Source organism: Micromonospora sp. NPDC049114 (assembly GCF_040648635.1).
Classification (GTDB): Bacteria; Actinomycetota; Actinomycetes; order Mycobacteriales; family Micromonosporaceae; genus Micromonospora.
Genome location: NZ_JBEZEA010000014.1, coordinates 77,474 through 88,319 on the forward strand (window position 1 = coordinate 77,474; position 10,846 = coordinate 88,319).

Consider the following 10,846-nt stretch of genomic DNA (forward strand, 5'->3'; position numbering starts at 1 on the left):
TCTTCCGTACACCTGTTTGATTGCTGTCTTGATACCAGTCGGCTGCGACAGCCGCCGCAAGGGGGTTCAGCCGCCCAACGCCCGCAGCGCCCGGTCCGCGTGGTCGTTCATGCTGACCTCACTGTGGATCACCTCGATGACCCGCCGGTCGGCGCCGATGACGAACGTCATCCGCTTCGTGCTCAGCGGCCCCAGCGGCACCCGCCGCTTCACCCCGAACGCCTGCGCCACCGTCCCGTCGGCGTCCGACAGCAACGGATAGTCGAAACCGTGCAGCGTCGAGAACTCCGCCTGCTTCGCCACCGGATCCCGACTGATGCCCACCCGCGACGCGCCCAACGCCGTGAACTCCGCGCCCAGGTCCCGGAAGTGACAGCTCTCCGCCGTGCACCCCCGGGTCATCGCCGCCGGATAGAAGAACAGCACCACCGGCCCGGTCGCCAGGAACTCCGACAGCCGCCGCGGCGTGCCCGTCTCATCCGGCAGCTCGAAATCCTGCACCACATCGCCGACACCCACACCCGCCACCGCGCACCTCCGTTGTCCGATCGAACGCGCGGTGAGCGTAAGCGATCAGACCCAGAGCGCCAGCACCTCGTCGGCCACCGTCGCGGCCTGCGCCCACCCCGCCCGCGCCGCGCCGGCCCGCCGCGCCGGATCCAGCACGTTGCGCCCGATCGCCGCGCGCGCCGCCGCGTCCGGCGTCACCACCACCACCTGCGACCCGCCCGAGCGCAGCTCGGCCACCTGCGCCGCCAACCGTGGCATCGGCCCGAACGCCGCCGACGTCGGCGCGAGGACCAGCACCCGCCGCGCGCCCGCCGCCAGGTCCGCGTTCACCGACGAGCGCATCCCACCGTCGACGAAACGACGCGCCCCGATCGTCACCGGCGGCCACACCCCGGGCACCGCGCAGCTCGCACCCACCGCGTCCACCAACGACACCCCGTCGGCGCCGTCGAACACCACGAACTCACCCGACGCCGCGTCGACAGCCGTCACCAGCAGCCGCCGCGCCGGCCACTCCCGCGCCGGCAGGCGGGCCTCGATCACCGCCCGCCGCGACGCCTCAGACGGGGTACGCGCCGCCACCGCCATCGCCCCGATCCGCGCCCTCGACCGCGCCGCGTCCCGCGTACGACCACCGGCCCACACCAGCCGCGCCACCGCCCAGAACCCCAACCGCGCCGCCACCTCGCCCGTGGGCGGGGCCAACTGCTCCTCGTACAACCGGCGCAGCGGCACCCCGGAACGCACCTGCGCGCCGACCACCGAACCCGCCGACGTGCCCACCACCAGATCCGCCTCGGTGACCGCCACGCCCCGCTCGGCCAACCCGGCCAGCAGGCCCAACTCCCACGCCACCCCGGTCACCCCGCCACCACCGAGCACCAACGCCCGCCGCATGTGACCCTCCTTACGACGACTGACCCGCGCCGGTCACGGTAGCGTCGGCTCACCCCACCCGACAGTCCCGGAGGCATCGTGGCACCCGTCACCGTCATCACCGGCGGCGGTCGCGGCATCGGCGCGGCCACCGCCCGCCGCCTCGCCACCGCCGGCCACCACCTCGCCCTGTGCTACCGCCGCGACGACACCGCAGCCGCGACCGTCCTGGCCGACCTGCACGCCGCCGGCGCGCAGGCCATCGCCGTACGCGCCGACACCACCGACCCCGACCAGGTCGCCGCCCTGTTCGACGCCGCCGCGCAGCTCGGCCCGCTCACCGGCCTGGTCAACAACGCCGGCGTCACCAGCCTCATCGGCCCGTTCACCGAGTTGCGCGTCGACGACCTGCGCCACGTCGTCGACGTCAACCTCATCGGGTACGTCCTCTGCGCCCAGCAGGCCGCCCGCCGCCTCACCGACGGCGGCGCCATCGTCAACGTGTCCTCCGCCGCCGCGACCCTCGGCAGCCCGGGGGAGTACGTGCACTACGCCGCCGTGAAGGCCGCCACCGACACCCTCACCGTGGGCCTGGCCAAGGAACTCGCCCCGCGCGGCATCCGCGTCAACGGCGTCGCCCCCGGCCTCGTGCGCACCGACATCCACGCCACCTCCGGCGTACCCGACCGCGCCGACAGCGCCGCCGGCCGCATCCCGTTGGGCCGCGCCGGCGAACCCGACGAGATCGCCGCAGCCATCGCCTGGCTGCTCGGCCCGGACGCCTCCTACGCCACCGGCACGGTCCTGCGCGTCTCCGGCGGCCTGTGAGCCGGGACGCGGCGCGCGCCCCGGCTCACAGCGCTCAGTGCGTGAACAGCTTCGCCGCCGTGATCACCGTCTGCACGACCCCGTAGCCGAGCAGCACCGCCACCACCAGCCAGGAAATCCACAACCGGGCCTGCTGCCCGTGCCGACCGTCGTCACTCATCGCGTACCACTCCTCTCGACCGTCGCGTCCCCGTCCACGTCCTGCTCCGCCGCCGGTTCGTGATAGCGCTGCGGCACCGGCCGCACCAGCAGGTTCGCCACGAAGCCCACCGCCAGGACACCCACCATCGTGAACAGCGCCGGCCGGTACGCCGCCGCCGTCAACGTGCCCGGCTTGCCCTGCGCGTCGAGGAACCCGTTCACGATCAGCGGCCCCGCGATCCCCGCCGCCGACCAGGCGGTCAGCAGCCGCCCGTGGATCGCACCCACCTGGTACGTCCCGAACAGATCCCGCAGGTACGCCGGCGCGGTGGCGAACCCGCCGCCGTAGAACGACAGGATCACGCAGGCGAACAGCACGAACAGCGCCGTCGCGGTCTGCCCGAACACGGCCAGCAGCGTGTACAGCACCATGCCCACACCCAGGTACACCAGGTAGATCGGCTTGCGGCCGATGACGTCCGACGTCGACGACCACACGAAGCGGCCCGCCATGTTGAACAGCGACAGCAGACCCACGAACCCGCCGGCCGCCGCCACCGACACCGCCGACGTGCCGTTGTCCCGGAAGAAGTCCTGGATCATCGGGCTGGCCTGCTCCAGGATGCCGATGCCGGCAGTGACGTTGCAGAACAGCACCACCCACAGCAGCCAGAACGAACGGGTCTTCACCGCGTTCGCCGCCGACACGTTCGCCGTGGTCACCAGCGGCTTCGCCGCCACCGCCGCCGGATCGAACCCGGCCGGACGCCACCCGTCGGCCGGCACCCGCACGTTCGCCACACCGAACATCATGATCACGAAGTAGCCCAGGCCGAGCGTCACGAACAGCCACACCAACGCGCTGCCCGACGCCGTCGAGCCCGCGTTGGACGGGTCGTAACCGCTGTCGTAGAACGACAAAAGCTGACGCGACAGGGGAGAGGCCACCATCGCGCCACCACCGAACCCCATGATCGCCAGACCGGTGGCCAGGCCCGGCCGGTCCGGGAACCACTTGATCAGCGTCGAGACGGGGGAGATGTACCCGATGCCCAGACCGATGCCGCCGAGCAGGCCGTAACCCACATACAGCAGCCACAGCTGCTTCGTGGCGATGCCCAGCGACCCGACCAGAAAGCCCGTCGCCCAGAAACAGGCCGAGACGAACATGGCCTTACGCGGCCCGTTCGCCTCCACCCACGTCCCCGCCACCGCAGCGGACAACCCCAGCATCACGATCGCGATGCTGAAGATCACCCCGATCGCGGTCTGACCGGTGTCGAAGTGGGCGATCAACGAGTTCTTGTAGACGCTTGTGGCGTAGACCTGGCCGATGCAGAGATGGATGGCCAACGCCGCCGGGGGAATGAGCCACCGGCTGTAGCCGGGCGGCGCGACGGTGTGCCGACGATCGAGTGCGGAAAGCATGCGCTGCTTCCTCTCCGACGAGGACGTGAGACACCCCCACATGCCCACATCGCACGCACGCGGCAAACCTCACCGTCGCCGGACGGTCCCATCCGTGAGCTGAGCGGTCACTCAGCCCACCCCGCCCGCTACCCCAGGTCGGGCACGTGCCAACCGCCGACCAACGCGTCGGCCTCCGCCGGACCCCAACCACCCCTGTCGTACGGCCGCACCGGCGTCGCCAGATCCAGGATCGGCTCGACGATGCGCCACTCCTGCCGAATCGTCTCCGCCCGCGCGAACCGCAGATGCTGCCCGTCCATCGCATCGTCGAGCAACCGCTCGTACGCCTCCTGACGGCGACCCAGCACCGCCCCGAAGTCCACCGACAGGTCAACCGGACGGCTCGCCACCTCCGCACCCGGGCTCTTCGCCTGAATCGACATCGTGATGCCGTCCCCACGACCCAGCCGGAACCGCAGCAGATTCGCCGGCGCCGCCACCCCACCCGCGGCCGGAATCAACGGACGCTGCGGCTGCTTGAACTCCACCACCACCTCCGTCGCCGTCCCCGCCAGCGACTTACCCGTCCGCAGATGGAACGGCACACCCGCCCAACGGGGAGAGTCGACAGTCAACCGGGTCGCCACGAACGTCTCCGTGTTCGAATCCGGCGCCACACCCGGCTCGTCGCGGTAACCCGCGTACTGCCCCCGCACCGTGAACTCCGGCGACAACGGCTCGATCTGGCGCAGAACCGCCGCCTCGGCCTCCCGAAACGCGTCCGTGTCGTCACCCGCCGGCGCGTCCATCGCGATCAACGCGACCACCTGAAGAATGTGGTTCTGCAACACGTCACGAATCGCGCCCACCGTGTCGTAGAACCCGGCACGACCCTGCGTGCCAAACCCCTCGGCCAGCGTGACCTGCACGTTGTCGATGTGCTCGCTGTTCCACAACGGCTCGAACAGCCGATTGGCGAACCGGAACGCGTACAGGCTCTCCACGGCCTCCTTGCCCAGGTAGTGGTCGATCCGGAACACCCGCGTCGGATCGAAGGCCCTCTGCAACGTCCGATCCAACTCCGCGGACGACGCCAGGTCACGCCCGAACGGCTTCTCCACGATCACCCGACCACGATCGGCCAATCCGACCGCCGCCAGCCCCTGCACGACCGAACCGAACACCATCGGCGGAATCGCCAGATAGAACACCGGACGCTCGGCGTCGCGCAGACGCTCCGCCAACCGCTCGTACGTCACCGGGTCCGCGTAGTCCCCGGAAATCATCGACAGGTTGCCCGCCAGGGCGTCGAACGCCTCGTCGTCCACCTCGTCACTCGCCTCGGCCACCGACTTGCGAGCCGTCGCGACCAACTGCTGATCATCCCAGGGGGAGCGGGCCACCCCGATCACCGGCACATCGAGCCGACCACGCCGGGTCAACTCGTACAGCGCCGGAAAGAGCTTCTTCGAGACGAGATCACCTGTCACGCCGAACAGCACTACCGCGTCTGAGCGCACGTGCATGGCACTTCCATCCGATCATGTGGAAACCTGATCTTCCGAACGGACAACCGCGCGCCCCACTGGAGGAATTCCCCGGCAACGACGCACGTGAGGTCGGCGACAGCGACGGCGCACACCCTGATCGACAAATCTCGATCATCCTATGGCCCGCCAACCCTGACGCTCCACCCTCTCCCGCAGATCTGCCACGACCGAAGACGCGCAGCAAAGGTCCGCGCAACAGGGGAGGATCCCAGAATGAACCTGGCAGTCGACCGATCCGCCGCAGCCGGCCCCGAGGTGGTGTGCCTGCCGATGTTCGGCATGACCCGCACCGCGACCGCCGCCGCCTTCAGCCCCGCCCTCGCCGGCGTCGACCTGCGCGAGACGTACCTGGACCTGCCCGGCCACGGCGACACCCCCGCCACCTGCCCACCCACCTCCCAGGCCGTACTCGACACCGTCTGCGCATGGCTCGACCACCACACCGACGCACCGGTCCTCCTGGCCGGCGCCTCCTACGGCGCCTACCTCGCCGCCGGCATCGCCCGCCAACGCCCCGACCTGGTCCGCGGCCTGCTCCTCGTCTGCCCCGGAATCACCATCGCACCGGCCAGCCGCACCCTGCCCGACCACCGCCCACCCCCAGGGCCCGCCGGCTGGCTCGACGACGCCCCCACCGACCTGCGCACCCACCTCGACACCGCGCTCGGCCACCGCACCCCGACCGTCGTCGCCACAGTGCTCGCCGCCCTGCACTCCGGCGGCCCCGGCGACGACACCTTCCTGCAGACACTGCGCACCGGCCCGGGGTACGCGCTTCCCGACGAGACCGCCGACACCCCGTACGACGGCCCCGTCAGCGTCCTCACCGGCCGACAGGACGGCATCGTCGGCTACACCGACCAGTTCCACGCCATGCGCCGCTACCCCCGCGGCACCTACACCACCATCGACGCCGCCGGGCACTACCTGCCCTACGAACAACCGGCACTGCTGCGCGCGCTCACCCAGGACTGGCTACACCGGACGCTGACCGCGCCCCTGCCAGGGCACACGACCACGTAACGCCTGCGCGACAATGGCCGGCATGGCTGACCTGAGCGACATCAAGGCCGCGCTGCACCACTCCCTGCGGCGGACGCGCACCGACCTCGTCTGGAAACTCGACGGTCTGAGCGAGCGCGAGGCCAGGACACCCCGCACCGTGACCGGCAACAACCTGCTCGGCGTCGTCAAACACTGCCTCAACGTCGAAGCCGGCTACTTCGGGCTCGCCTTCGACCGGCAGTTCCCGACGCCCGAGGAACTGGTTCCCCTGGAGGCGTTCGACGACGACCCGCAGGCCGACTGGTACGCACGCGAGGACGAGACCAAGGACGGCCTGATCGACCTGTACCGCCGCGTCGCGGTGTTCGCCGACGAGACGATCGACCAGCTGCCGATCGACGCGCCCGGGCTGGTGCCCTGGTGGCAGCCGGGCCACCAGGACGTGACCCTGTACCGGATCATCCTGCACGTGAGCGGTGACCTCGCCCGGCACGCCGGTCAGATGGACATCATGCGCGAGCAGCACGACGGCGCGATCGGCTGGCACCGCGACGGCACCGCCGCCCCCGACGGGCACGACTGGCCGGCGTACGTCAGCAAACTGCGAAAGCTGGCCGACCACTTCGAGTGACCGCCCGCGCACGGCACCCCCGGAAAGGCGATCATGGCCGATCCGAGCCGGGGGAGAGGCGACGCCATCCGTCCGTTACGGTGCCGCGATGGGCGCCACTGTACGGATTCGGATCGCCGTCGCTCAAACAGCGGTCACCACCGATCCGGGTGCCAACGGCACGGCGATACGCACCGCGATGCGGCAGGCCGCTGACCAGGGGGCCCGCCTGGTTCACCTCAGCGAGGGCGCCCTGTCCGGCTACGCCGGCGCTGCCAAGCCGTACTACTCAGGATGGCGCATCGATTGGGCGCCGGTCACCGAACAGTTGCACCGCACGATGACCCTCGCCGCACAACTCGGCGTCTGGGTGGTCGTCGGCGGCAACCACCGGCTGACCGGCGCTCATCGACCACACAACTCGCTGTGGGTCATCAACGACCGCGGCGAGCTGATCGATCGATACGACAAGCGGCTGCTGTCACACGCGGAGCTCACCGGCTTCTACACACCCGGCGACCACGTCTGCACCTTCGACGTGGACGGTTTCCGGTTCGGGTGCCTGATCTGCATCGAGGTGAACTTTCCCGAGCTGTGGATGGAACAACGAGCACTCGGCGTGGACTGCGTGCTCTTCTCCACGTTCTCCGACGATCCGGTTTTCGAGGTCATCGCCCGCGCACATGCTGCCCTCAACGGGTTGTGGGTCAGCATCGCGGTGCCCGCCCAGTGCGCAGCGACCACGCCGTCGGCAGTGATCGGCCCGCACGGGCATCTGCTGCGGCACACCCGTACGAACGGGCCCGACGTGATCTGCGTCGACCTGGACCGCGCGGACCCGGCGCTCGACGTCGCGCTGAACAAGGCGCGACCGTGGCGGGACACGGCCCGAGCGGGTGACATCTACGTCGACCGCCGGGTCAGCGATCCGCGCAGCACCGATCGCACCGGCACCTGACGGCATCGTGCGAAGAGCAAGGTAGATCGACGGCACGCCAGCACTCCCGGGCGCCACGCGACACCTTCGATAATGCACATTATGTAAAGTAAGCCGATTCGAGGGGTCCCCTCCACAGCGGTCAGAGGCGGGCCAGGCTCCTCTCGATCAGCGCGACCCGTTGCGACACCGGCCCGGCCGGCACGTGGACCAGGTGGTGCCCGTACGCCTCGTACACCTGCTCGTGCACGCGGACGAAGGCCAGCGAATCGGCGTAGCTGATCCGGCGTGCGGCCGTGTGGTGGATGAAGCCCAGCGGGCCGATCAGGAACACCGACCGCTGGTCGGTGGCGGCCTCTCGGACCGTGACGTGTCCCCTGTGGTGCAACGCCTCCAGCAGGGTCGTCTTGCCGGCACCGGGTACTCCGGTCAGGACATACCGTCGTGGTTCGGGCATGTTCTCTCTCCTCTCCCCCCGCTTCCCGGGAACGCGAAAATGCTGCATAATATCCCTTATGCATGACAAAAAGGACGAATCGCTCGGGGCGCTGATCGAGGAGTTCCTGACCGCCCGCGCCACCCGCAAGCCCTCCCCCCACACCCTGGCGGCCTACCGGCGAGACCTGTACGCGGTGGCCGCCCTGGTCGCCGAGGGTGACACCACTCCCCTCCCCCTGGACGCGTTGTCGATCACCGACCTCTCCCCTCGCGTCATGCGGGCGGCGTTCGCCCGGTTCGCCGCGCCGCGGGCGCCCGCTTCGGTGCACCGGGCCTGGTCCACCTGGAACAGTTTCTTCACGTTCCTGGTCGCCGACGGGTTGGTGGCGGGTAATCCGATGCCTGCGGTGGGTCGTCCCCGGGCGCTACTCCCCCAGCCGAAACCGCTGCGCGGCGCGGACACCCCCGAGGTGCTGCTCGCGTCGGTCGCCCGTGACGACGGACGCCAGCGCGACCCGTGGCCGGAGCGGGACGTGGCGGTGCTGGCGGTGGCGCTGTGCGCGGGGCTGCGCCTGTCGGAGCTGCTGGCGCTGCGGGTCGGTTCGTTGGCGGGTCGGCCGGGTGAACGGCGGATCGAGGTGGTCGGCAAGGGCGGGCGGCCACGCGTGGTGCCGATCGAGGCGGACCTGGATCGGGTGCTGCGGGACTACCTGGACAGTCGCGCGCGCCGTTTCGGTTCGCGGTCGGTGCGGCCGGATTCGGCGTTGCTGGTGGACCGAAGCGGTGAGCCGCTGCGCCGCGGTGGTCTGCAGTATCTGGTGGAGTCCTGTTATCGGCGGGCGGGCATCGGTGACCGGGTGCCGCGGGGGGCGCGGCTGCACGCGTTGCGGCACACGTTCGCCACCCGGTTGGCGGAGGACGGGGCGAGCGCGGCGGAGATCATGCGGTTGCTGGGGCACGCGTCGTTGGCGTCGTCGCAGACGTACATCGAGGTGACGGCCGGGCAGCAGCGTGACGCGGTGCGGGCCAACCGCACCAATCGCGCGTTGGCTGCTCTGGTCGGTGTGGAGCGGGACTGAGCGGGGTCAGTGTGCGCGGTGGTCGGTGCCGTCGGCGGTGACGGGTAGGGGGCCGAGGACCGCGTTGATGATGTGGATGCGGGCGTTGGTGGCCTGGTAGTCGGCGCAGACGGTGTCGGCGCGGTCGGCGAGGCGGGTGGTGGTTCCGGTACGGGTGACGGTGATGGTGGCGCCGTCGAGGGTGGTGGTCGAGCCGGCGGTGGCGAGGTCGTCGATCGGGTGGGCGCCGGTGCTGAGGTGGGCCTTGAGCAGGGTGCGGAGCTGGTCGGTGTGGTGGGTCATGAGGTCGTCCCAGTTGTCCTCGGAGAACGTGGCGGCGAAGGCGTCGTCGGTGGGTGCGAGGACGGTCAGGGCGGTGCCGGCGGGGAGGTCGGCCAGGACGCCGCTGGCGCGCAGGGCGGCTTCGAACGTGGTGAGGGTGGGGATCCAGCGCAACGCCTCGTCGACGGGTTGGCCGGCGAGGAAGGTCGGGTTGCCGGGGTCGGTGCCGGTGGGCAGGGCGGCGCAGAGGGGTCCGGTGACCTGGGGTGCGGTGGTGTGTGACGCGGTGCCGGTGCAGGCGGCCAGCAGCAGTGTCGCCGCGAGGAGGGCGAGCCGTCGCGGTCGGGGGTGTCGTGCTGCGGTGGCGGGGTGCGACACGACGGCCTCCAGGGGTTCGGGGTGCACCGGCGGCGCGGGGTGGGGGGCCCGCGCCGCCGGTGCGGTCAGGTGGGGCTCAGAGTGCCGCGCACTGGGTGATGCGGGGGCCGTGCAGTGTGTTGGCGACGCCGAGGTTGGTCGGCGTGGGGTTGTTGCCGGTGCAGGTGAGAGGGCCGCGGATGGTGGAGCCGGCCAGCAGTGGGATGTCGGTGCCGGTGGTGTTGCCGGTCAGGTTGACCGGGCCGGCGACGGTGACGTCGATGATGGAGACCGCGTCGGTGGTGTTGGTGATCTGGACGGGGCCGTTGACGGTGCTGTCGGCGAGCAGGACGCCGGCGGCGCCGTTGGCGGTGATCGGGCCGCTGATGGTGGTGCCGGTCGTGACGAGTGCCGCGCCGGCGCGGACGGTGACCGGTCCGTTGACGGTGGCGTTGGCGGCGCAGGTGAAGCCGGTGACGACAAGTGGTCCGTTGCGGCGGCCGGTGAGGGTCGGGTAGACGCGTTCGCCGTCGGTGAGCTTCTCCACGCCCAGCGGGTCGAGCAGCAGTGGGATGAGGCCGCGTTCGGGCTGGTTGAGGGGGACGTAGTAGCCGTCGGTGGTCGTGATGACCTTCCAGCCGTGGGCGGCGATGCGCTGGGCGACGGTGGTGCCGACGCCGCCGGGTCCGTCGGTGCGGGCGCCGTTGTACTGGGCGTCGGTGAGTTTGTAGGCGCAGGGGGCGTTGTCGAGGATCAGGTTGGCCGGGGGCGCGTCCACCGGCGGCGGGGGGTGGGCCCGGGGGGGTGGGGGGGGGGCGGGGGTGGGGGGCGGGGCCGGGGAGTC

At 70.8% G+C, this 10,846-nt stretch carries 12 protein-coding genes and 1 pseudogene; 5 read left to right on the forward strand and 8 right to left on the reverse strand.

Annotated features, from left to right (window positions below; translation table 11 throughout):
• Positions 1–66: 66 nt before the first annotated feature.
• Together AB0B39_RS28410 and AB0B39_RS28415 are read right to left on the reverse strand one after the other, a co-directional pair.
• Positions 67–528, reverse strand: a complete 462-nt coding sequence (locus AB0B39_RS28410; protein ID WP_355068063.1) for a peroxiredoxin — start codon at positions 526–528, stop codon at positions 67–69.
• A 45-nt stretch (positions 529–573) separates the two neighbouring features.
• Positions 574–1,407, reverse strand: coding sequence for a patatin-like phospholipase family protein (locus tag AB0B39_RS28415; RefSeq protein ID WP_357490515.1), 834 nt, complete (start codon positions 1,405–1,407; stop codon positions 574–576).
• A 78-nt stretch (positions 1,408–1,485) separates the two neighbouring features.
• Between AB0B39_RS28415 and AB0B39_RS28420 the strand changes: the two genes are divergently transcribed.
• Complete coding sequence (locus tag AB0B39_RS28420) at positions 1,486–2,214, forward strand: SDR family oxidoreductase (RefSeq protein ID WP_357575845.1); 729 nt, start codon at positions 1,486–1,488, stop codon at positions 2,212–2,214.
• 34 nt (positions 2,215–2,248) lie between these two features.
• Here the strand turns inward: AB0B39_RS28420 and AB0B39_RS28425 are convergent, their stop codons facing one another.
• The 3 genes from AB0B39_RS28425 to zwf form a co-directional block, all read right to left on the reverse strand.
• The gene (locus tag AB0B39_RS28425; protein ID WP_255473694.1) at positions 2,249–2,374 is read right to left on the reverse strand and encodes a hypothetical protein; all 126 of its coding nucleotides are present in this window, start codon (positions 2,372–2,374) and stop codon (positions 2,249–2,251) included.
• Positions 2,371–3,783: an OFA family MFS transporter gene (locus AB0B39_RS28430; protein ID WP_357575846.1), complete on the reverse strand. Its 1,413-nt coding sequence runs from the start codon at positions 3,781–3,783 to the stop codon at positions 2,371–2,373. Before AB0B39_RS28430 ends, AB0B39_RS28425 begins: the two co-directional genes overlap by 4 nt.
• 128 nt (positions 3,784–3,911) lie before the next feature.
• Positions 3,912–5,291, reverse strand: a complete 1,380-nt coding sequence (gene zwf / locus AB0B39_RS28435; RefSeq protein ID WP_357575847.1) for a glucose-6-phosphate dehydrogenase — start codon at positions 5,289–5,291, stop codon at positions 3,912–3,914.
• 237 nt (positions 5,292–5,528) lie between these two features.
• On the opposite strand from zwf, the gene AB0B39_RS28440 reads away from it, so the two are divergent.
• The 3 genes from AB0B39_RS28440 to AB0B39_RS28450 all read left to right on the forward strand — a co-directional run bounded on the left by AB0B39_RS28440 (position 5,529) and on the right by AB0B39_RS28450 (position 7,888).
• A complete protein-coding gene (locus tag AB0B39_RS28440) occupies positions 5,529–6,338 on the forward strand; it encodes an alpha/beta hydrolase (RefSeq protein ID WP_357575848.1) in 810 nt (269 codons plus the stop codon).
• Between the two features lie 22 nt (positions 6,339–6,360).
• Positions 6,361–6,951 (forward strand): DinB family protein, encoded by a 591-nt coding sequence (locus AB0B39_RS28445; protein ID WP_357575849.1) that lies wholly within the window; start codon positions 6,361–6,363, stop codon positions 6,949–6,951.
• Positions 6,952–7,039: 88 nt separating this feature from the next.
• Positions 7,040–7,888 carry a carbon-nitrogen hydrolase family protein gene (locus AB0B39_RS28450; protein ID WP_357575850.1) on the forward strand — a complete coding sequence of 283 codons (849 nt, stop codon included), beginning with the start codon at positions 7,040–7,042 and terminating at the stop codon, positions 7,886–7,888.
• A 121-nt stretch (positions 7,889–8,009) separates the two neighbouring features.
• On the opposite strand, the gene AB0B39_RS28455 is transcribed toward AB0B39_RS28450, so the two are convergent.
• On the reverse strand, positions 8,010–8,324 hold the full coding sequence (locus AB0B39_RS28455) for an AAA family ATPase (protein ID WP_357575851.1): 315 nt from the start codon (positions 8,322–8,324) through the stop codon (positions 8,010–8,012).
• Positions 8,325–8,382: 58 nt separating this feature from the next.
• Between AB0B39_RS28455 and AB0B39_RS28460 the strand changes: the two genes are divergently transcribed.
• Positions 8,383–9,384, forward strand: coding sequence for a tyrosine-type recombinase/integrase (locus AB0B39_RS28460; RefSeq protein WP_357575852.1), 1,002 nt, complete (start codon positions 8,383–8,385; stop codon positions 9,382–9,384).
• 6 nt (positions 9,385–9,390) lie between these two features.
• Here AB0B39_RS28460 and AB0B39_RS28465 read toward each other — a convergent pair whose 3' ends face one another.
• Together AB0B39_RS28465 and AB0B39_RS28470 are read right to left on the reverse strand one after the other, a co-directional pair.
• Complete coding sequence (locus AB0B39_RS28465) at positions 9,391–10,023, reverse strand: fasciclin domain-containing protein (RefSeq protein ID WP_357575853.1); 633 nt, start codon at positions 10,021–10,023, stop codon at positions 9,391–9,393.
• 76 nt (positions 10,024–10,099) lie between these two features.
• Positions 10,100–10,846: pseudogene (locus AB0B39_RS28470) on the reverse strand (carboxypeptidase); the annotation flags it as partial.

What these genes read in the sequence shown, in the direction of transcription:
- AB0B39_RS28455 (WP_357575851.1), bottom strand. Translation starts at nt 8,324, where the DNA reads ATGCCCGAACCACGACGGTATGTCCTGACCGGAGTACCCGGTGCCGGC.
- zwf (WP_357575847.1), bottom strand. Translation starts at nt 5,291, where the DNA reads ATGCACGTGCGCTCAGACGCGGTAGTGCTGTTCGGCGTGACAGGTGAT.
- AB0B39_RS28440 (WP_357575848.1), top strand. Translation starts at nt 5,529, where the DNA reads ATGAACCTGGCAGTCGACCGATCCGCCGCAGCCGGCCCCGAGGTGGTG.
- AB0B39_RS28425 (WP_255473694.1), bottom strand. Translation starts at nt 2,374, where the DNA reads ATGAGTGACGACGGTCGGCACGGGCAGCAGGCCCGGTTGTGGATTTCC.
- AB0B39_RS28445 (WP_357575849.1), top strand. Translation starts at nt 6,361, where the DNA reads ATGGCTGACCTGAGCGACATCAAGGCCGCGCTGCACCACTCCCTGCGG.
- AB0B39_RS28430 (WP_357575846.1), bottom strand. Translation starts at nt 3,783, where the DNA reads ATGCTTTCCGCACTCGATCGTCGGCACACCGTCGCGCCGCCCGGCTAC.
- AB0B39_RS28415 (WP_357490515.1), bottom strand. Translation starts at nt 1,407, where the DNA reads ATGCGGCGGGCGTTGGTGCTCGGTGGTGGCGGGGTGACCGGGGTGGCG.
- AB0B39_RS28450 (WP_357575850.1), top strand. Translation starts at nt 7,040, where the DNA reads ATGGGCGCCACTGTACGGATTCGGATCGCCGTCGCTCAAACAGCGGTC.
- AB0B39_RS28460 (WP_357575852.1), top strand. Translation starts at nt 8,383, where the DNA reads ATGCATGACAAAAAGGACGAATCGCTCGGGGCGCTGATCGAGGAGTTC.